Source organism: Blastococcus saxobsidens, assembly GCF_010682065.1.
GTDB classification, from domain to species: Bacteria; Actinomycetota; Actinomycetes; order Mycobacteriales; family Geodermatophilaceae; genus Blastococcus; species Blastococcus saxobsidens_B.
In genome coordinates this window covers 1-19,918 of record NZ_JAAGWG010000047.1, presented here as the reverse complement: position 1 = coordinate 19,918, position 19,918 = coordinate 1, and the positions used below count along the sequence as shown (strand labels likewise).

The following is a 19,918-nucleotide window of genomic DNA, read 5'->3' as shown; positions in this document are numbered from 1 at the left end:
CCGTTGAAGACCCGAGGTCAGTCAGTCGCTGAGTCAGGAACGACCGCTGCGGGGCTCGCCTACATCCTCACTGTCAGCCGGGCATCGTGATGAGCACGACAGCGGCGACGGCGGAACCGAGCCCGGCCAGCTGCGCGGCGGCCAGCCGCTCGCGCAGCACGACCAGGGCCAGGACGACGGTGCTCACGGGGTACAGCGAGGCGAGGACGCCGGTGATCGCCAGCTGGCCGTCCTGCTGGGTGGCGAGCAGGAACAGGGCGTTGGCGGTCATGTCGCCGAGCCCGGACAGCACGACCAGCGGCAGCGCGGCGCCATCCGTCCGGAGCGGGCGCCCGCCGGCCAGGGCGACCGACAGCACGAGCAGCACCGAGGCGACGCGGGCGGCCACCAGGGGGGTGAGCCCCGCGTCGGCGGACGTGCGGTCGAGCAGCACGAAGAACAGACCGAAGGCCGCACCGGCGGCGAGCGCGGGCAGCAGGGTCGTCGGGCGGGCCGACCGCAGGGCGCCGACGCCGTCCTCGGCCGACACCAGCACCACCGCCACCAGGGCCACGGCGATGCCGGCCGTCGCCCAGGCGCCGATGCGTTCGCCACCCAGCAGGCCGACGAGCACGGGCACGGCGGCCGCGGTGACGGCGGTGACCGGAGCGACGACGCTCATGACGCCCCGGGCCAGGGTCCGGAAGAACACCAGCAGGCCGGTGGAGCCGGCCAGGCCCGCGGCGGCGCCCCAGACGAGGTCCGCGGCGCTCACCGGGCCGCCGAGCCAGGGGAGCAGGGCGACCAGCGCCAGCAGTCCGGCGACCTGGGAGACGGCGACGACGCCGAAGACCGGGGCCCGGCGACTGGCCAGCCCGCCGACGAAGTCCGACGCCCCGTAGACGACGGCCGACGCCACGGCGAGCACGACGGCCACCCGCACCTCCCGCTGATCCCGTGATGATCAGGTCACCTGATCATCACGGGTCCTGGCTCACGGTCGACGGTGAGCCAGGACCCCGAACGGTGAGCCAGGACGCCGGTCCGCCGACGCGCGAGCATCCTCGCAGCGGAACCCAGGCGCGGGCCGGGCGCGGGGACGGGCAGAATGGCCTCCCGTGTCTGGCGCCAACGATCCCTACGACCCCAAGCAGGTCGCCGCGCTCTCCCAGGAGGCGCTGACCTCCGCGCTGGAGCAGGGCGGCGCGGCGTTCGCGAACGCCGCCGACCTGGAGCAGCTGGCCGCCGTGCGTCCCGACCACCTCGGCGACCGGGCGCCCCTGCTGCTGGCCCGGCGGGAGCTCGGTGCGCTGCCTCCGGCGGCCCGCTCGGACGCCGGCAAGCGGCTCAACAGCGTCCTGGGCGACCTCAAGGCCGCCTACGCCACCCGGCTGACCGAGCTGGAGGCCGAGCGCGACGCCCGGGTGCTGGCCGAGGAGCGGGTCGACGTCACGTTGCCGTGGGACCGCACCCCGCGCGGGGCCCGCCACCCGCTGACCACGCTCACCGACCGGATCGCCGACATCTTCGTCGGCATGGGCTACGAGGTGGCCGAGGGCCCGGAGCTCGAGGCCGAGTGGCTGAACTTCGACGCGCTCAACATCGGTCCCGACCATCCGTCGCGGTCGATGATGGACACCTTCTTCGTCGCGCCGGAGGACTCCGGCCTGGTGCTGCGCACGCACACCAGCCCGGTGCAGGCGCGCACCATGCTGGACCGGGAGCCGCCCGTCTACGTCGTCGCGCCCGGCCGGGTCTACCGGACCGACGAGCTCGACGCGACGCACCTGCCGGTCTTCCACCAGGTCGAGGGCCTGGCCGTCGACCGGGGCCTGACGATGGCCCACCTGCGCGGCACGCTGGACCACCTGGCCCGGCAGCTGTTCGGCGCGGAAGCCCGCACCCGGTGGCGGCCGCACTTCTTCCCCTTCACCGAGCCGTCGGCGGAGTTCGACGTCTGGTTCCCCGAGCACCGCGACGGCCCCCAGTGGGTCGAGTGGGGTGGCTGCGGGATGGTGAACCCGCGGGTGCTGCGCGCCTGCGGCATCGACCCCGACGTCTACTCCGGCTTCGCCTTCGGCATGGGTATCGAGCGGGCGCTGCAGTTCCGCTCGGCCGTGTCCGACATGCACGACATCGCCGAGGCCGACATCCGGTTCACTTCTTCGTTCGGGGTTGAGCAGTGAAGGTCCCTGTCAGCTGGCTGTCCGAGCTCGTCGACCTCCCGGCGGGCATCTCCGTCGCGGGGCTCGACGACGCCTTCGTCCGGCTGGGCTTCGAGGTCGAGGACGTCGTCCGCCCGCCGGTGACCACCGGTCCGCTCGTCGTCGGCCGGGTGCTGGAGATCGAGGAGCTGACCTGCTTCAAGAAGCCGATCCGCTACTGCCAGGTGGAGGTGGGGGAGGAGGCGTCGCAGGGGGCTGGTGGGCGGGATGTCCGAGGCATCGTCTGCGGCGCCCGCAACTTCGCCGTCGGTGACCTCGTGGTGGCCGCACTGCCCGGCGCCGTGCTGCCCGGCGACTTCGCGATCGCCGCCCGGAAGACCTACGACCACGTCTCCGACGGGATGATCTGCTCGGTCCGCGAGCTCGGCATCGGCGAGGACCACGCCGGGATCCTGGTGCTGGGGCGCGACGGCTTCGAGCCGGGCACCCCGGCCGCCGACGTCCTGGGCCTGGACGACGTCGTCTTCGACCTCGACGTGACCCCGGACCGCGGCTACGCCATGTCGATGCGCGGCATCGCCCGCGACCTGGCCGGGGTCCTCGGCGTCCCCTGGCGCGACCCGGCCGACCTGACGCTGCCCGGCTGGTCCGGCGCCCCGGCGTGGAACGTGACCGTCGCCGACCCCGACCGCTGCGACCGCTTCTCCATGCTGGCGCTGGAAGGCCTGGACCCGACGGCGCCCAGCCCGTGGGCGCTGCGGCGCCGGCTGGCCCAGTGCGGCGTGCGCAGCATCTCGCTGGCCGTGGACGTCACCAACTACGTGATGCTCGAGCTCGGCCAGCCCATGCACGCCTTCGACCGCGACGCCGTCCGCGGGCCGATCACGGTCCGCCGGGCGACCGCGGGGGAGCGGCTCACCACGCTCGACGGCGCCGACCGCGCGCTCACCGGCGACGACCTGCTGATCGCCGACGACTCGGGCCCCATCGGCATGGCCGGGGTCATGGGCGGCGCCTCCACCGAGATCGGTGACGCGACCACCGCGGTGCTGCTGGAGGCCGCGCACTGGGAGCAGACCGGCATCTCCCGCGGGGTCCGCCGGCACCGGCTGCCCAGCGAGGCCGGCAAGCGCTTCGAGCGCGGCACCGACCCCGAGGTGACCGTCGTGGCGCTGGCCCGCGCCGCGGCCCTGCTCGTCGAGCACGGCGGCGCGTCGGTGGCCGGCGCGCCGGTCGACGTCGACACCCGCAGTGCCCGGCCGCTCATCGCGCTCGACGCGGGCCTGCCCGGCCGGATCGCCGGCGTGGCGTACAGCCGCGCCCAGGTGGTCGAGGCGCTCGAGGCGATCGGCGCCGGCGTGGACGGCGCCGGCGACACCCTCCGGGTGACCCCGCCGTCCTGGCGGGGCGACCTGCGCGAGCCGGCCGACCTGGTCGAGGAGGTGGTGCGGTTCCGCGGCTTCGACGAGATCCCCTCGATCCTGCCGACCGCCCCGCCCGGCCGCGGGCTCACCGAGCGGCAGCGCCGGCGGCGCAGCATCGGCCGCGCCCTGGCCGACGCCGGCTACGTCGAGGCCCCGGCCTTCCCGTTCCTCGGCGTCGCCCAGCTCGACGCGCTCGGTCTGGCCGAGGACGACGAGCGGCGCCGCGTCAACACCGTGCGCAACCCGCTGTCGGAGGAGGCCCCGGCGCTGCGGACGACGTTGCTGCCCGGGCTGCTGGCGTCCCTGGCCCGCAACCTGGCCCGCGGGCAGCGCGACGTCGCCCTGTTCGAGCACGGGGCGGTGTTCCCCGGCGGGGAGCGCACCGCCGCTCCGCTGCCCGGCGTCGACCGCCGGCCCGACGACGCGACCCTCGCCGCCCTGCTGGGCGCGGTGCCCTCGCAGCCGTGGCACGTGGCCGTGGCGCTCATGGGGCAGCGCGAGCCGCGCGGCTGGTGGGGGCCGGGCCGCCCGGCGGAGTGGGCCGACGCCGTGCAGGCGGCCCGCACCGTGGCCGAGGCGGCCGGCGCCGAGCTGACCGTGCGCGCAGGGGAGACCGCGCCCTGGCACCCCGGCCGCTGCGCGGAGCTGCTGGTCGGCGACCGGGTGATCGGGTACGCCGGGGAGCTGCACCCGAAGGTCTGCGAGACCCTCGGCCTGCCGCCGCGCACCTCGGTGATGGAGCTGGACGCCGACGCGCTGCCCTCGCCGGCCGTGCCGCAGGCCCCGTCGATCTCCACGTTCCCGCCGGTGCTCATCGACCTCGCCCTGGTCGTGGCCGACGAGGTTCCGGCGGCCGACGTCGCCGAGGCGCTGCGCGCCGGGGCGGGGGAGCTGCTGGAGTCGCTGCGGCTGTTCGACCTCTACACCGGTGCGCCGGTGCCCGAGGGCTCGCGGTCGCTGGCGTACGCGCTCACGCTGCGGGCGCGGGACCGGACGCTGACCGGCGAGGAGGCGACCGTCGTGCGCGACGCCGCGGTGGCCATGGCCGCGCTGCGGACCGGGGCGCAGCTCCGTGCCTGACCTGACCGGCCAGGTGGCGTTGGTGACCGGGGCGTCCACCGGCATCGGCCGGCACCTGGTGGAGGGCCTGGCCGCTCGTGGCATGGCGGTGGCCGGCCTGGCCCGGACCGAGGACCGGTTGCGGACGGCGATGGCGGAGGTCGCGGACGCCACCGGCGCCCGGACGCTCGCCGTGGCCGCCGACGTCACCGACCGCGCGTCGGTCGAGGAGGCGGTCGGCGTCGTGCGCGAGGAGCTCGGACCGATCGCGCTGCTGGTGAACAACGCCGGGCTGATCGACGAGTTCGAGGTGCCGGTCTGGGAGGCCGACCCCGACCAGTGGTGGAACGTCGTCTCCAGCCACGTGCGGGGTTCCCTGCTGACCGTCCGAACGGTGGTCCCGTGGATGGTGCTGCGCAACCGCGGTCGGGTGGTGAACATCGCCAGCGGCATGAGCACCCGCGCCAACCCCGACTACTCGGCCTACTCGGTGGCCAAGACCGGTCTGATGCGGCTCACCGAGTCGCTGGCCACCGCGCTGGAGGGCTCCGACGTGCGGGCCTTCGACGTCGCGCCCGGCGTCGTGGACACCCCGATGACCCGGTCCATGCACATGTGGCAGGGGTACACCGACTGGACGCCGCCGGAGCAGGTCGTGGAGATCGTCGCGGCGATCGCCGCCGGCGAGCTCGACCAGTGGTCGGGCCGGTTCGTCCGTGCCGGCAAGGACGACCTGGACGTCCTGCGCTCGACCAGCCCGCAGGACGCCGCCCGGCAGCTGCGCCTGCGGCCGTACGGGGACGCCGACCCGCTCGGCTGACCGGCCTCGGGTCAGCGGCCTCCACGCCCCCGCCCGCGCCCGGCGTGTCGCCGGCGACACGCACGCAGCGTGATCGAGCAGCTGCACAACCCATTGCCACGACTCAACGACCGTGCCAGTCTCGGAACCCGTCAGTTCGGTAACTGGCGGATGCACGGTCATGTCGGATCAGCACCCGGTGCTGGGCTCAATGGGGAGCTTGCTCATGAATCTGCTGCGTACTTCCACTTCCGCGCTGGCGGGCTTCGCGCTCGTCACCATGGGCCTGATGGTGCCCACGGCGGTCAACGCCGCCCCGGCGCCACCGCCGGATCCGCTGACCGTCCAGGAGTCGGGAGGCAGTACTGCCGTCACCTACGGTCACTCGCGGACCTTCATCGCCGCGTCGTCGGTGACGGAGGCGGCGGACAAGCACAAGGCCCGGATCGAGGTCAACGGCAAGACGTTCACCGCCAAGCTCGACAAGAGGACGAGCACGGTGAAGTGGGGTGGTGGTGGCCGGACCCTCGACCCGGCCGATGCCGGGGCGCTGCAGGCCATGGCGGAGGACCTGCACTCGAAGTTCCTCGTGGACGCCGCCGGGCAGCGGGCACTCAACGGTGACACGGAGCTGCTGATCCGCTTCACGATGCTCCTGGCGGAGGCGCCCGCCGGGGTGAAGCTCAAGGACTACGTGGTGGAAGCGCCGGTGATGGAGCAGGTGTCGCCCGAGGAGGAGGCGGCGGTCGGTGTGCCGGCCGCGGACGACAGCGAGTGCGCTGCCGGCGCGGAAGGCGCTCCGGGCGGGGAGATGAGCATCGCCGCCTGCCAGGTGGCCGACGACGACGGCATCCGCTACATGTCCTGCTCGCGGTTGAGCCGCGTGCTGTACCACGACGCGGCCGGGCACTGCTTCGAGTCCGAGGTCGTCACCAGTGGTCCCGGTTCCTCGGGTTCGCTGGGTGAGTGCGGCAGCGGTGTCACCGGCATCGGCACCTACACCTACGACTGCGGCGAGCACGACCGGTGCGGCCGGGTGCACGGCGGATCGTTCAACCCGTGGGACTCCGAGTGCGGTGACGAGTACTTCGACGCCGACGACGACTTCCTCCTGGCGCCGATCGGCAGATGCTGAGTCGTTCCCCGCTCGCGGTCGGCGCCTGCCTCGTCGTGGTGCTGACCACCGGCTGTGGCCAGCGTGGCCCGGATGCTCCGGCATCGGGGTCCACGCTGGCCACGGTCGGCGACGCGGCGGTCAGTGCCGACGAGGTGATGGCGTTGTTCGACCCCACCGGCCAGGACCTGCCGGTCCGCATCGCCGCCGGTGCGGCGGGCGGTCCCGGGGACGAGGATCCGCTCGAACAGGCCCTGCGCGCCGCGATCGACGACGAACTGCTGGCGCACGAGGCGGAGCGGCAGGGGGTGGAGGGGGTGCATCCGGCGCAGCGTCGCTCCCGGCTGCTCGACGAGCACGTGCGGTCCCGGATCGGCGAGTTCGACGAGGGCGAGCTCCGGGGCTGGTACGACGACCACCGCTACCTCTTCGACCACGTGGAGACGGCGGATGTCCGGTACGTCGTCCTGGACTCGGCCGCGGCCCTCGACGCGGTGGTCGCGGGGCTGGAGGATGCGGAAACGGATCCGGACGCCCTGGTCGAGGAGTACTCGGCCGTCGAGGGTGGCCGGCTGACGATGTCGCACGAGGGCCCGGAGCCGCCGCTCATGGTGGAGCGGATCGTGAACGCCGCCAAGCACCGGGGGGTGGTCAGCTACGACATGGACCCCGCGACGGGCCACTGGTGGGTCGTGGGGATCGAGGACATCGCCCTCGAGCCCTCGCCGTGGACGCCGGAGCTGGCGACCAAGGTGGAGGAGGCGATGAGATGGGCCGCCGAGCAGGAGCTCATCGCGTCGTGGACGCGGTCGCTGGAGGAGGAGTGGCCGGTGATCGTGCACCAGGAGAACGTCGAGCGTTTCGAGCGCAGTCTGAGAGGTGAGTGATCATGATGTCCCGAGGAGCCCAGGTGCTCATCGTCGTCTCGATCCTGAGCGTGGCCGCCTTGGCGGCCTGGTACTGGTCCGAGGTCTGGGAGGACAGCGGTTCCTTCGCGTTCGCCCTGTTCGGCATCCCGGCAGCGTGCGCGGTCATCGCCCTGGCGGCCGAGCGGGCGACCCGGACGATGGCCGCCCCCGTGCTCATCGCGGTGCTGGCGGCGGTCGCCGTCGGCTGGTCGCTGATCACCGGCCTGGGGATCGGTCTGGTGTTCCTCGTGCCGTCGGTGCTGCTGCTGCTCGCCGCCGCCGTCTCGTGGGGTGACCGCGGGCGCGACGCCGCCCGCCCGGTCCACACCTGAGGGGAGGACGCCTGCCGGGCGGCTCAGGCCACCGTGGCGAACAGCGGCCCGGCGCCGGCGATGTCCACCAGCCGGCGCACCGTGCGCGAGGGCTGCCGCAGCTCCGGGAGGCGGCCGGAGCGCCGGGCCGGCTCGGTCTCGCGGACCACCAGCCGCAGCCCGCGGGCGTCGAGGAACGTCGTCGCCGAGAGGTCCACCGCGACCGGCGCCGGACCAGCGGTCGAACGCGTCGCGTCCCAGATGGCGACGACGGCGCTGTCCACCTCGCCCCGCAGCCGCAGCACCGGGCCGGCCTCCTCGTCCACCAGGTCGATGTCGCCGAAGGGCTGGACGACGGCGCTCGCGTCGAAGCTGTCCACGGTGGGTCCCCTCTTCCCCGGCGACGTTCGCCGGACACGAGCGACTGTGCCTGTGGGTGCTGACAGTTTCGCGCAGGGTGACTGGCAGGAGCCTGGGAACCGCCCACACGCGCGTCGCGCCGGCCGTCCGGGCGGGTCAGCCCGCCGGGGTGTCCGGGTCCGTCAGGATCTGCCGGACGTGCGCGAGCGCCGTCGCCACCTCCGTGAAGGAGGTGCTCAGGGGGGACAGCCCGACGCGGAGTCCACGCGTGGGCCGGAAGTCGGGGATGACGCCGCGGTCCCACAGCCGCGCGACCACCGCCCGCATCGCGTCGTGCTCGAGGGTCACGTGCGCCCCCCGTCGCTCCGGGTCCCGTGGCGAGGCGACCGTCACGCCGCAGGAGGCCAGGACCTCGTCGGCCACGGCGACCGTGAACCCGGTGAGCAGCACCGACTTGGCGCGCACGGCCGGCATGCCCGCCCGCTCGATCAGCGCGAGCATGTCCTCCAGTGGCAGCATGCCGAGGATCGACGGCGTGCCGCTGAGGAAGCGGCGGATCCCCGACGCCGGCACGTAGTCCGGCCCCATGGCGAACGGCTCGGCGTGCCCCATCCAGCCGGGGATCGGCTGGACCAGCTCCCGCTGGAGCCGGTGGGCCACGTAGCCGAACGCCGGCGCGCCCGGACCGCCGTTGAGAAACTTGTAGCCGCAGCCCACCGCGAGGTCGACGTCCGCGGCGTCCAAGTGCACGTCCACCGCGCCCGCGGAGTGGCAGAGGTCCCACAGCACGAGGGCGCCGGCGCGGTGCGCCGCCGCGGTGATGGCCGGCAGGTCGGCGACGAACGCCGACTTGTAGGCGACGTGGCTCAGCACCACCAGCGCCGTCCGGTCACCCAGCGCCGCCGACACCTCGGACGGCTGCACGCCGGTCGCCGGGTCGGGACGGATCCAGCGGACCGTGCGGCCGGTCTCCGCGGCGACCGCGGTGAGGATGAACCGGTCGGTCGGGAAGTTCTCGGTGTCGGCGACGATCTCGGTCCGGTCGGGGCGCGCGTCCACCGCCGCCCGCACGAGCTTGTAGAGCAGCACGGACGTGGAGTCCCCGACGACTGTCTGTCCCGCCGAGGCGCCGAGCACCACGCGACCGATCGCGTCGCCCACGACCGTGGGACGGTCCATCCAGCGATCGTCCCAGGAGCGGATCAACCGCTCGCCCCACTCCTGCTCGACGAACCGGGGCAGCCGGTCCCGGGTGACCGTCAGCGGCCGGCCGAGCGAGTTGCCGTCCAGGTAGGCGACGACGCCGTCGGGCAGCACGAACTCCTCGCGCAGCGACGCCAGCGGATCCCGCCGGTCCAGCTCGGCGGCCCGCTCGACGATCGAGGCGGGGAGCTGGTCGAGCACGTCGGGGGAGGGCATGCGTTCCTCGAGGTCGTCGGCGGTCCCGGTCGACCGTCGGGTAGTACTACCCCATGAGCGACACGGCCGACCGATCGGGCACCTACGTCGAGGACCGCTCGGTCCTGGAGCTCCCGGCCCCCGAGCCGGACGCGGTGCTGGCCTACGGGCCGGACCCCGACCACGTGGCCGACGTCCGCTTCGCGACGGTTCCGGCGAACGGCCGGCCGGTGCTGGTCTTCCTGCACGGCGGCTTCTGGCGCCCGCAGTTCGACCGGCTGCACCTGCGGCCGGTGACCGCCGCGCTCGCCGCGGCCGGGTGGACGACGGTCGCGCCCGAGTACCGACGGGTGCCCGGCCGGCCGGACCTCATGGTCGACGACGTGCGGGCGGCCCTGGCGGCGGTCGGCACGGCGCCGGAGCTCGCGGCACTGCCCGACCGGCGGTTCGTGCTCGTCGGGCACTCGGCCGGTGGTCACCTGGCGCTGCTGGCCGCCGCCACGCTCGGGGCCGACGGCCCGGTCGGCACGGTGGCGCTGGCCCCGGTCGCCGACCTGGAGGTGGCTCAGCAGCTTGACCTGGGCGACGGCGCCGTCCGCGCGTTCCTCGGGGCGGACGCCGTGGAGCGCCCCGACCTCGACCCGGCCCTGCTCGCTGCGCCCCGTGGCCCGGTCCGGCTCGTGCACGGCACCTCGGACGCGATCGTCCCCGTCACCGTCAGCGAGGCCTACCTGTGTCGGCAGCCGGCCGGGCGTCTCCTGCCGGTGCCGGGTGGCCACTTCACCGTGATCGATCCCTGCGGTCCCGGCTGGACCACCGTCCTGGCGGCGCTGGACGAGGTGGGTGGAGCCGAAAACCCGGTGTGAACGGTCATGCATGGCCATGTATGGTCATGCATCGTGAGCACAGGGCAGACGTGGACGGTCGGGGTCACCGGCGCCACCGGGTACGCCGGGGGAGAGGTGTGCCGGCTGCTCGCCGGGCACCCGAACCTCCGGCTGGCCGGGGTGCATGCCAACTCGAGCGCCGGCCGACGCCTGGGTGAGCTGCAGCCCCACCTGCTGCCCTTCGCCGACATGACCGTGCAGCCCAGCGACGCGGCGAGCCTGGCCGGGTACGACGTCGTCGTCCTGGCGCTCCCGCACGGCGAGTCCGCGGCGATCGCCGACCAGCTGCCCGCCGAGACGCTGGTCATCGACTGCGGGGCCGACCACCGGCTGAACGACCCGGCCGCGTGGGCGCGCTGGTACGGCGGTGTCCACGCCGGTACCTGGCCCTACGGGCTGCCCGAGCTGCCCGGGCAGCGGGAGAAGATCGCGGTCGCGACCCGCATCGCCGTCCCCGGCTGCTATCCCACCTCGGTCACCCTGGCGATGGCCCCGGCCCTGGCCGCCGGGCTGGTCGAGCCCGACGTCGTGGTGGTCGCCGCCAGCGGGACCTCCGGCGCGGGCAAGTCGCCCAAGCCGCACCTGCTGGGCAGCGAGGTCATGGGATCGGCCAGTGCCTACGGCGTCGGGGGGGTGCACCGGCACACCCCGGAGATGATCCAGGGGCTCTCGCAGGCCGCCGGCTCCGACGTCGGCGTCAGCTTCACCCCGACCCTGGTGCCGATGAGCCGAGGCATCCTCGCCACCTGCTCGGCGCCCCTGAAGCCCGGCGTCGATGCCGGCACCGCGCGCGCCGCGTACGCCGAGGCCTACGGCGACGAGCCGTTCGTCCACCTGCTGCCCGAGGGGCAGTGGCCGACGACGGCCCAGGTGCTCGGCGCCAACACCGTCGCGCTCCAGGTCGCCGTCGACACCGACGCCAACCGGCTGGTGGTCGTCGCCGCCGTCGACAACCTCACCAAGGGCACCGGGGGAGCGGCGGTCCAGTGCGCCAACCTCGCTCTGGGCCTGCCCGAGACCACCGGTCTCCCGCTCGTAGGAGTAGCGCCATGACCTCGCTCGCACCAGAGGATGCCCAGTGACCGTCACCGCCCCGCAGGGGTTCACCGCCGCCGGCGTGGCCGCCGGCCTGAAGAGCAGCGGCGACCCCGACGTCGCCGTCGTCCTCAACACCGGGCCGGACGACGCCGCGGCCGCGGTCTTCACCACCAACCGCTTCCCGGCCGCGCCGGTGCAGTGGAGCCGCCAGGTGCTCGCCGGTCAGCGGGCCCGCGCGGTCGTCCTGAACTCCGGCGGCGCGAACGCCTGCACCGGTCCCGAGGGCTTCTCCGACACCCACGCCACCGCCGAGCACGCCGCGGCGCAGCTGGACCTCGGGGCCATCGACGTCGCCGTCGCCAGCACCGGCCTGATCGGCATGCGGCTGCCCATGGACAAGCTCACCGCCGGCGTGACCGCCGCCGTCCAGGCCCTCGGCGAGGACGGCGGTGCCGACGCGGCCCGGGCGATCATGACCACCGACTCGGTGCCCAAGACGACGGTGCAGCAGCGGGACGGCTGGACCGTGGGCGGCATGGCCAAGGGCGCCGGCATGCTCGCCCCCAGCCTGGCCACGATGCTCGTCGTCCTCACCACCGACGCCGTCGCCGACCCCGAGGTCCTGCAGCGGGCGCTGACGGCGGCCACCGCGGTCAGCTTCGAGCGGGTCGACTCCGATGGCTGCCTGTCGACCAACGACACGGTGATCGTGCTGGCCAACGGCGCAGGCCGCGTCACCCCCACCGAGGCCGAGCTCACCGAGGCCCTCACGGCGGCCTCGACCGACCTGGCGATGCAGCTGCTCGCCGACGCCGAGGGCTCGACCAAGGACATCGCGATCACCGTCCGCAACGCGGCCACGGTCGCCGACGCCCTCACCGCCGGCCGGGCGTGCGCGCGGAACAACCTGCTCAAGACGGCGCTGTTCGGCAACGACCCGAACTGGGGCCGGGTGCTCGCCGCCATCGGCACCACCGACGCCGCCTTCGAGCCCGACCAGGTCGACGTCACGATCAACGGCGTCACCGTATGCCGCGGCGGCGCGATCGGCGACCCGCGCGACGGGGTGGACCTCACCGGCCGGGAGATCACCATCGACGTCGACCTCCGCGCCGGCGGGGAGCAGGCCACGATCTGGACCAACGACCTGTCCATCGCCTACGTGCACGAGAACTCGGCCTACTCGACATGAGCGCACCGCCTCAGGACCCGACCCCGCCGGACGTGCGGATCGACGAGCCCACCCCGCCGCCGCGGTCGCCGCGCACCGTCGGCACCCGGCGCGTCATGCGCAAGAACGACCCCGAGGGCGACGCCGCGAAGGTCGCCGTCCTCACCGGCGCGCTGCCCTGGCTCAAGGAGTTCCACGGCAACGTCGTCGTCATCAAGTACGGCGGGCACGCCATGGTCGACGACGAGTGCCGCCGGGCCTTCGCCGAGGACATGGTCTTCCTGCGGACCTGCGGCATCCTGCCCGTCGTCGTGCACGGCGGCGGCCCGCAGATCAGCGCCATGCTGGCCAAGCTCGGCATCTCCAGCGAGTTCCGCGGCGGCCTGCGGGTGACCACGCCGGAGACGATCGACGTCGTGCGCATGGTGCTCACCGGTCAGGTGGGCCCCGACATCGTCGGGCTGATCAACCAGCACGGCCCCATGGCGGTGCACCTCTCCGGTGAGGACGGCGGGCTGTTCACCGCGCAGCGGACCACCGCCGTGGTCGACGGCGAGCCGGTCGACGTCGGACTGGTCGGCGACGTCGTGGCGGTGGACACCACCCCGGTCACCGCGCTGCTCGAGGCCGGGCACATCCCGGTGGTCGCCAGCGTCGCTCCGGACGCCGACGGCGTGGTGCACAACGTCAACGCCGACACGGCAGCGGCGGCCCTGGCCGCGGCGCTGGGCGCGGTGAAGCTCGTGGTGCTCACCGACGTCGAGGGCCTCTACGCCGACTGGCCCGACCGCGACTCTCTGGTGCAGCAGATCGATGCCACCGAGCTGGCCGCGATCCTGCCCACGCTCGACGCCGGGATGATCCCGAAGATGGCCGCCTGCCTGCGGGCGGTCGAGGGTGGGGTGAAGCGGGCGACCGTCGTCGACGGCCGGACGCCGCACGCCCTGCTCCTGGAGACGTTCACCACCGAAGGCACCGGGACGATGGTCGTCCCGGCGAAGGACCAGAAGGAGGGCACAGCATGACGACGCACACCGAGGAGCTGGCCCGCCGCTGGTCGGCCGTGATGATGAACAACTACAAGGCGCCTCCGGTCGCGCTCGACCGCGGCGTCGGCGCGACCGTCACCGACCTTGACGGCCGCGAGTACACCGACCTGCTCGGCGGCATCGCGACGACGATCCTCGGCCACGCGCACCCCAAGGTGGTCGAGGCGATCACCACCCAGGCGGCGAAGCTCGGGCACGTGTCGAACCTGGCCATGCACGAGCCGGGTGTCCTGCTCGCCGAGCGGCTGCTGGAGCTGGCCGGCCGGCCGGGTCGGGTGTTCTTCTGCAACTCCGGTGCGGAGGCCAACGAGGCCGCGTTCAAGCTGAGCCGGCTCACCGGCCGCCCCCAGGTGATCACCGCCGAGGGTGCCTTCCACGGGCGGACCATGGGCGCGCTGGCGCTCACCGGCCAGCCGTCCAAGGCGGCCGCCTTCGCGCCGCTGCCCGGCGGCGTGCAGTACGTGCCCTACGGCGACGAGGCCGCGCTGGCCTCCGCCGTCTCCGGGGACACCGCGATGGTGCTGCTCGAGCCGATGCTGGGCGAGGGCGGCGTGCTGCCCGCGCCGGCGGGCTACCTGGCCGCCGCCGCGTCCGCGGCCTCCGGCGCCGGCGCGCTGTTCGCCGTCGACGAGGTGCAGACCGGCATCGGCCGCACCGGGCACTGGTTCGCCACCCAGGCCGACGGGCTGCAGCCCGACGTCATCACCCTGGCCAAGGCGCTGGGGGGCGGGCTGCCGATCGGCGCCATGCTGGCGTTCGGCGACGCCGCCGACCTGCTGACGGCCGGCTCGCACGGCTCCACCTTCGGCGGCAACCCGATCGCCGCGGCCGCCGCCCTCGCCGTCCTCGACACCATCCGGGACGAGGGGCTGCTGGAGCGGGCCAAGGAGCTCGAGCACCGGTTCACCGCCGGCATCGAGGGTCTCGGCCACGCCGGCATCAGCGCCGTCCGGGGGAGGGGTGCCCTCCTGGGCGTCGTCCTCACCGCCGACGTCGCACCCGCCCTGGAGGCGGAGCTGCGCGCCGCCGGCTTCCTCACCAACGCGGTCGCCCCCGGCGTGCTCCGGCTGGCCCCGCCCCTCGTCCTCACCGATGCGCAGGTGGACGCCTTCGTCGCAGCCCTGCCCGCCGCCCTCGACACAGCCCTCCAGGAGAACGACTCGTGACCCGGCACTTCCTCAAGGACGACGACCTCACGCCCGAGGAGCAGGCCGAGGTGCTGGCGCTGGCCGCCTCGCTCAAGGCGACCCGGCACACCGCGGAGGCGCCGACCCCGCTGCGCGCGGCGAACGGCGTCCCGCGCGGCGTCGCCGTCCTGTTCGACAAGCCCTCGACCCGCACCCGGGTGTCCTTCTCCATGGGGGTCGCCGAGCTCGGCGGCTACCCGCTGGTCATCGACGCCGGCAGCAGCCAGCTCGGCCGCGGCGAGTCCGTCGAGGACACCGCGCGGGTGCTCGACCGGCAGGTCGCCGCCATCGTCTGGCGCACCTTCGGCCAGGAACGGATCGACGCGATGGCCGCGACCAGCCGGGTGCCGGTGGTCAACGCCCTGACCGACACCTACCACCCCTGCCAGATCCTGGCCGACCTGCAGACGGTGATCGAGCACAAGGGCTCGCTGGCCGGGCGGTCGATGACCTACCTCGGCGACGGCGCCAACAACATGGCGCACTCCTACCTGCTGGGGGGCGCCACGGCCGGCATGCACGTGCGGATCGGGTCACCGGAGACCTTCCAGCCCGACCCGGCCGTGCTGCAGCGGGCTGCGGCGATCGCCGCGGAGACCGGTGGCTCGGTGGGCTGGACCGCCGACGCCGACGCGGCCGCCGACGGCGCCGACGTGCTGGTCACCGACACCTGGGTCTCGATGGGACAGGAGGACGAGTACGACGCCCGCGTGGCGCCGTTCCTGCCCTACGCGCTCGACGAGGGGGTGCTCGCCCGGGCCGCCGACGACGCCGTCGTCCTGCACTGCCTGCCCGCCTACCGCGGCAAGGAGATCGCCGCCGGGGTGATCGACGGGCCGCAGAGCGTCGTCTGGGACGAGGCGGAGAACCGCCTGCACGCCCAGAAGGCGGTTCTGATGTGGCTCCTGGAGCGGTCGTGACCCAAGCGCTCACCCGCAGCGCCCGGCAGGCGCGGATCCGCGAGCTGATCGAGGCCCAGCCGGTGACCTCGCAGACCCAGCTGGCCGCGCTCCTGGCCGGCTCGGGCATCGAGGTCACCCAGGCCACGCTGTCCCGGGACCTGGAGGAGCTCGGCGCGGTCAAGATGCGCGGTTCCGACGGCGCGCCGGCGTCCTACGTGCTGCCGCCGGAGAACGCCCCGCTGCGCCCGGCGCAAGCGGCGCCCGCGCGACTGATCCGGCTGCTGGCCGACCTGCTCACCAGCGCCGAGGGCAGCGCCAACCTCGCGGTGCTGCGCACGCCGCCGGGCGCGGCCCAGTTCCTGGCCTCGGCGCTGGACAAGGTGGGCCTCCCCGACGTCCTGGGCACGATCGCGGGGGACGACACTCTGCTGGTGGTCTCCCGGGCCCCCGACGGCGGACCCGCCCTGGCCGACCGGCTGCGGGCGCTCGCGCAGCGCACGCCGGCCGTCTACCCCGAACTGAGCGCCGACCTGGAAGAGGAACCCGGCACGTGAGCAGCCCCGCACCTGGATCGCAGACCCGGCTCTGGGGTGGTCGCTTCGGCGGCGGCCCGTCGCCGGCGATGGCGGCGCTGAGCAAGTCCACCCACTTCGACTGGGTTCTCGCGCCCTTCGACCTCGCCGGCTCGCGGGCGCACGCCCGCGTGCTGCACCGCGCCGGCCTGCTCGCCGACGACGAGCTGGAGCAGATGCTCGGCGCGCTGCGCGAGCTCTCGGCCGAGGTGGAGGCCGGCACGTTCACCGCGATCGACAGCGACGAGGACGTGCACGAGGCGCTCGAGCGCGGGCTCACCGAGAAGCTCGGCGCGCTGGGCGGCAAGCTCCGCGCGGGCCGCAGCCGCAACGACCAGATCGCCACCGACCTGCGGCTCTACCTGCGCCACTCCGTGCGTGCCCTGGTTGGGGAGCTGTCCTCGCTGGAGTTCGCGCTGCTCGGGCTGGCCGAGCGGTACTCGGACGTGGCCGCGCCGGGCATGACGCACCTGCAGCACGCCCAGCCGGTGCTCATCAGCCACCAGCTGCTGGCCCACGCGCACTCGATCGCCCGCGACGTCGACCGGCTGCGCGACTGGGACAAGCGGGCCGCGGTGAGCCCCTACGGCTCCGGTGCGCTGGCCGGCTCCTCGCTGCCCCTGGACCCCGACGCCGTCGCCGCCGAGCTGGGCTTCGACCGCGCGTCGGAGAACTCCATCGACGGCGTCAGCGACCGCGACTTCGCCGCCGAGTTCTGCTTCGTCGCCGCGCTGCTCGGCGTCCACCTGTCCCGGCTGGGGGAGGAGGTCGTGCTCTGGACGTCGACCGAGTTCGGCTGGGCGCGGCTGGACGACGCCTGGGCCACCGGGTCGTCGATCATGCCGCAGAAGAAGAACCCCGACATCGCGGAGCTTGCCCGCGGGAAGTCCGGCCGCTTCGTGGGCAACCTGACCGGCATCCTCACGATGCTCAAGGGCCTGCCGCTGGCCTACGACCGCGACCTGCAGGAGGACAAGGAGCCGGTCTTCGACTCCATGGAGCAGCTCCTCCTCCTGCTGCCCGCGGTCACCGGGATGATGGCCACGCTGACGCTGCGCCCGGAGGTGCTCGAGGCCGCCGCCCCGCAGGGGTTCGCGCTGGCCACCGACGTCGCCGAGTGGCTGGTCCGCCAGGGTGTGCCGTTCCGCTCCGCGCACGAGATCAGCGGCGAGATGGTCGCCTTCTGCGAGCAGGCGGGACTCGAGCTCGACCAGCTCGACGACGACCAGCTCGCCGGCATCGACGAGCGCCTCACGCCCCAAGTGCGCTCGGTGCTCTCGGTCAGCGGTGCGCTGGCAGCGCGCAGCACCCGCGGGGGGACGGCGCCGGTGCGGGTCGCCGAGCAGATGGCCGGGCTCAAGGCGCTGGCGACGGCGCACGCGGACTGGGCACTGTCCTCGCCGGTGGCGCCGGCCCTCTGACCGTGTCGTCGGAAGCCACCCGGCCCGGGCCAGGTCCCCTCGTGCGCGAGGAGGACCTGCTCGGGCCGGTCGACGTCGTGGCGCGCTCCCTGCTCGGGTGCTGGATCGTCACCGGGCGGGCCGAGGGGACGGTCGCGCTGCGCCTCACCGAGGTCGAGGCCTACTCCGGCTCGGGCGCCGATCCCGCCGCCCACTCGCACCGCGGCCCCACACCCCGGGCGGCGATCATGTTCGGGCCGCCCGGCCGGCTCTACGTGTACTTCTCCTACGGCGTGCACTGGTGCGCCAACGTCGTCGTGGGCCGGGAGGGCGACGGCGAGGCGGTGCTGCTGCGCGCCGGAGAGGTCGTGGTGGGGGAGGAGCTCGCCCGTGCGCGCCGCCCGGCCGCCCGCACGCCGCGGGACCTGGCCGGCGGTCCCGCGCGGCTCACCCAGGCGCTCGGCATCGGGCGTGCGGACCTCGGCACCGATCTGCTCGACCCCACCTCGCCCGTGCGGCTGCACCGGGGCCCGGCGCCCGCGGAGGTCGCCACCGGGCCCCGGGTCGGGATCAGCGTGGCGACGGAGCTGCCGTGGCGGTTCTGGGAGTCCGGTGCCCCTTCGGTGAGCGTGTTCCGGGCGGGTGGCAAGCCCCGGCGGAAGCGCTCCGGGCAGGATGGGCACCCGTGACCACCCCAACCGAGCCCGGCGTGATCGACGAACTGCACCGCCGCGGGCTGATCGCCCTGAGCACCGACGAGGAGAGCCTGCGAGGCCACCTCGCCGCGGGACCGGTCACCTACTACTGCGGCTTCGACCCGACGGCGGCCAGCCTGCACGTCGGCCACCTGCTCCAGTTCATGGTGCTGCGCGCGCTGCAGCGGGCGGGACACCAGCCGATCGTCCTGGTGGGTGGGGCGACGGGGCTGATCGGGGACCCGCGTCCGACGTCCGAGCGGGTGCTCAACGACCCCTCCGTGGTCGCGGACTGGGTGACGCGGATCCGGGAGCGGGTCGCGCCCTTCCTCGACCTGCCCGCCGCGGAGCACGGCCTGCGCGCCCCGATCTACGTGAACAACCTGGACTGGACCGCGCCGCTGTCGGCGATCGACTTCCTGCGCGACCTCGGCAAGCACTTCCGGGTCAACCGGATGCTGGCCAAGGAGGCCGTCTCGGTCCGGCTGAACAGCGACGCGGGGATCAGCTACACCGAGTTCAGCTACCAGATCCTCCAGGCCAACGACTTCCGCGAGCTGTTCCTGCGCCACGGCTGCACGCTGCAGAGCGGTGGCTCGGACCAGTGGGGGAACATCACCGCCGGCGTGGACCTGGTCCGCCGTACCGACGGTGCCGCGACCCACGCGCTGGCCACCCCGCTGATCACCACCGCGGACGGCAAGAAGATCGGCAAGACCGAGGGCGCGACGGTCTGGCTGGACCCGGAGCTCACCTCGCCGTACGCGTTCTTCCAGTACTGGCTCAACGTCGACGACGTCGACGCCCGCAACTGGCTGCCGCTGTTCTCCGAGCGGCCGGCCGAGGAGATCGCCGGCTTGATCGCCGAGTCCGAGGAACGACCCGCGGCGCGGGCGGTCCAGCGGGCGCTGGCGGAGGAGCTGACGCTCCTGGTGCACGGCCCCGACCAGCTCCGCCAGGCGGAGGCCGCCGGCCGCGCGCTGTTCGGGCGCGAGGACCTGGGTTCCCTGGACGCGGGCACCCTGACCGCGGCGCTGACGGAGGCCGGGAGCGTCACCGTCGACGGTGCGCTGCCGACCGTCGCCCAGCTGCTCCAGCAGACCGGACTGGTCGCCTCGTTGTCCGAGGCGCGCCGGACGGTCAAGGAGGGCGGTGCCTACCTCAACAACGAGCGCGTCACCGACGGAGAACTCGTACCCGGGGACGACGCCTGGCTGCCCGGCGGGTGGCTCGTCCTGCGCCGTGGACGGCGCTCGATTGCCGGCGTCCGCAGGGGGGCCTGACCCTCCTGCGCCCGCCCGCGGAAGGGGGTGTCGGGCGTCACCGACCCCCGGGTTTGACCCCGCCGGGAGGGCCGTGTAACTTTCTCTCTGCGCCGCGCGGCCCGGAAGGGCCGCCGGACCAGACCCCCGCTAGACGGGCATCTGGAAACCGGCGTAGAGTTGGACATCCAGCCAGGGACGAAGCCCGGAAGGGTCGAGTTTCTGCGCGTCCGCTCCT

General features: G+C 74.1%; 19 protein-coding genes. 16 read left to right on the top strand and 3 right to left on the bottom strand.

Annotation, left to right across the window (positions count from 1 at the left end; genetic code table 11):
* Positions 1-73: 73 nt before the first annotated feature.
* A complete protein-coding gene (locus tag GCU60_RS21980) occupies positions 74-916 on the bottom strand; it encodes an EamA family transporter (RefSeq protein WP_163208199.1) in 843 nt (280 codons plus the stop codon).
* Between the two features lie 181 nt (positions 917-1,097).
* Between GCU60_RS21980 and pheS the strand changes: the two genes are divergently transcribed.
* The 6 genes from pheS (at position 1,098) to GCU60_RS19310 (ending at position 7,780) form a co-directional block, all read left to right on the top strand.
* Positions 1,098-2,165, top strand: coding sequence for a phenylalanine--tRNA ligase subunit alpha (gene pheS / locus GCU60_RS19335; protein WP_163208197.1), 1,068 nt, complete (start codon positions 1,098-1,100; stop codon positions 2,163-2,165).
* Entirely contained in the window at positions 2,162-4,648 is a 2,487-nt protein-coding gene (pheT, locus tag GCU60_RS19330; protein WP_163208195.1) for a phenylalanine--tRNA ligase subunit beta, read from the top strand. Before pheS ends, pheT begins: the two co-directional genes overlap by 4 nt.
* Positions 4,641-5,447, top strand: a complete 807-nt coding sequence (locus GCU60_RS19325; RefSeq protein ID WP_163208193.1) for an SDR family NAD(P)-dependent oxidoreductase — start codon at positions 4,641-4,643, stop codon at positions 5,445-5,447. Before pheT ends, GCU60_RS19325 begins: the two co-directional genes overlap by 8 nt.
* Positions 5,448-5,652: 205 nt before the next feature.
* Positions 5,653-6,561 (top strand): hypothetical protein, encoded by a 909-nt coding sequence (locus GCU60_RS19320; protein ID WP_163208191.1) that lies wholly within the window; start codon positions 5,653-5,655, stop codon positions 6,559-6,561.
* A complete protein-coding gene (locus tag GCU60_RS19315; RefSeq protein WP_163208189.1) occupies positions 6,555-7,427 on the top strand; it encodes a hypothetical protein in 873 nt (290 codons plus the stop codon). The genes GCU60_RS19320 and GCU60_RS19315 overlap by 7 nt, the downstream gene beginning before the upstream one ends.
* 2 nt (positions 7,428-7,429) lie before the next feature.
* The gene (locus GCU60_RS19310; protein ID WP_163208187.1) at positions 7,430-7,780 is read left to right on the top strand and encodes a hypothetical protein; all 351 of its coding nucleotides are present in this window, start codon (positions 7,430-7,432) and stop codon (positions 7,778-7,780) included.
* 23 nt (positions 7,781-7,803) lie between these two features.
* Here the strand turns inward: GCU60_RS19310 and GCU60_RS19305 are convergent, their stop codons facing one another.
* Both GCU60_RS19305 and GCU60_RS19300 read right to left on the bottom strand, forming a co-directional pair.
* Complete coding sequence (locus tag GCU60_RS19305; protein WP_163208185.1) at positions 7,804-8,139, bottom strand: STAS domain-containing protein; 336 nt, start codon at positions 8,137-8,139, stop codon at positions 7,804-7,806.
* A gap of 136 nt (positions 8,140-8,275) precedes the next feature.
* On the bottom strand, positions 8,276-9,538 hold the full coding sequence (locus tag GCU60_RS19300) for a kynureninase (protein ID WP_163208183.1): 1,263 nt from the start codon (positions 9,536-9,538) through the stop codon (positions 8,276-8,278).
* Between the two features lie 53 nt (positions 9,539-9,591).
* Between GCU60_RS19300 and GCU60_RS19295 the strand changes: the two genes are divergently transcribed.
* Genes GCU60_RS19295 through tyrS form a run of 10 tightly spaced genes read left to right on the top strand, consistent with a single transcriptional unit; the run spans position 9,592 to position 19,701 of the window.
* On the top strand, positions 9,592-10,383 hold the full coding sequence (locus GCU60_RS19295; RefSeq protein ID WP_163208180.1) for an alpha/beta fold hydrolase: 792 nt from the start codon (positions 9,592-9,594) through the stop codon (positions 10,381-10,383).
* A 33-nt stretch (positions 10,384-10,416) separates the two neighbouring features.
* Positions 10,417-11,457 carry an N-acetyl-gamma-glutamyl-phosphate reductase gene (gene argC / locus GCU60_RS19290; protein ID WP_345770713.1) on the top strand — a complete coding sequence of 347 codons (1,041 nt, stop codon included), beginning with the start codon at positions 10,417-10,419 and terminating at the stop codon, positions 11,455-11,457.
* Positions 11,458-11,482: 25 nt separating this feature from the next.
* Positions 11,483-12,634, top strand: coding sequence for a bifunctional glutamate N-acetyltransferase/amino-acid acetyltransferase ArgJ (gene argJ / locus GCU60_RS19285; RefSeq protein ID WP_163208176.1), 1,152 nt, complete (start codon positions 11,483-11,485; stop codon positions 12,632-12,634).
* Entirely contained in the window at positions 12,631-13,638 is a 1,008-nt protein-coding gene (gene argB, locus GCU60_RS19280) for an acetylglutamate kinase (protein WP_204262333.1), read from the top strand. The genes argJ and argB overlap by 4 nt, the downstream gene beginning before the upstream one ends.
* On the top strand, positions 13,635-14,828 hold the full coding sequence (locus GCU60_RS19275; RefSeq protein WP_163208174.1) for an acetylornithine transaminase: 1,194 nt from the start codon (positions 13,635-13,637) through the stop codon (positions 14,826-14,828). Before argB ends, GCU60_RS19275 begins: the two co-directional genes overlap by 4 nt.
* The gene (gene argF, locus GCU60_RS19270; RefSeq protein ID WP_163208172.1) at positions 14,825-15,769 is read left to right on the top strand and encodes an ornithine carbamoyltransferase; all 945 of its coding nucleotides are present in this window, start codon (positions 14,825-14,827) and stop codon (positions 15,767-15,769) included. The genes GCU60_RS19275 and argF overlap by 4 nt, the downstream gene beginning before the upstream one ends.
* Positions 15,766-16,305, top strand: a complete 540-nt coding sequence (locus GCU60_RS19265) for an arginine repressor (protein ID WP_163208170.1) — start codon at positions 15,766-15,768, stop codon at positions 16,303-16,305. The genes argF and GCU60_RS19265 overlap by 4 nt, the downstream gene beginning before the upstream one ends.
* Complete coding sequence (argH, locus tag GCU60_RS19260) at positions 16,302-17,744, top strand: argininosuccinate lyase (RefSeq protein ID WP_163208168.1); 1,443 nt, start codon at positions 16,302-16,304, stop codon at positions 17,742-17,744. Before GCU60_RS19265 ends, argH begins: the two co-directional genes overlap by 4 nt.
* A gap of 41 nt (positions 17,745-17,785) precedes the next feature.
* Entirely contained in the window at positions 17,786-18,412 is a 627-nt protein-coding gene (locus GCU60_RS19255; RefSeq protein WP_345770712.1) for a DNA-3-methyladenine glycosylase, read from the top strand.
* Positions 18,409-19,701 (top strand): tyrosine--tRNA ligase, encoded by a 1,293-nt coding sequence (tyrS, locus tag GCU60_RS19250; protein ID WP_345770711.1) that lies wholly within the window; start codon positions 18,409-18,411, stop codon positions 19,699-19,701. Before GCU60_RS19255 ends, tyrS begins: the two co-directional genes overlap by 4 nt.
* Positions 19,702-19,918 lie beyond the last annotated feature (217 nt).

What these genes read in the sequence shown, in the direction of transcription:
- GCU60_RS19320 (WP_163208191.1), top strand. Translation starts at nt 5,653, where the DNA reads ATGAATCTGCTGCGTACTTCCACTTCCGCGCTGGCGGGCTTCGCGCTC.
- GCU60_RS19295 (WP_163208180.1), top strand. Translation starts at nt 9,592, where the DNA reads ATGAGCGACACGGCCGACCGATCGGGCACCTACGTCGAGGACCGCTCG.
- GCU60_RS19275 (WP_163208174.1), top strand. Translation starts at nt 13,635, where the DNA reads ATGACGACGCACACCGAGGAGCTGGCCCGCCGCTGGTCGGCCGTGATG.
- GCU60_RS19310 (WP_163208187.1), top strand. Translation starts at nt 7,430, where the DNA reads ATGATGTCCCGAGGAGCCCAGGTGCTCATCGTCGTCTCGATCCTGAGC.
- GCU60_RS19300 (WP_163208183.1), bottom strand. Translation starts at nt 9,538, where the DNA reads ATGCCCTCCCCCGACGTGCTCGACCAGCTCCCCGCCTCGATCGTCGAG.
- argB (WP_204262333.1), top strand. Translation starts at nt 12,631, where the DNA reads ATGAGCGCACCGCCTCAGGACCCGACCCCGCCGGACGTGCGGATCGAC.
- GCU60_RS19315 (WP_163208189.1), top strand. Translation starts at nt 6,555, where the DNA reads ATGCTGAGTCGTTCCCCGCTCGCGGTCGGCGCCTGCCTCGTCGTGGTG.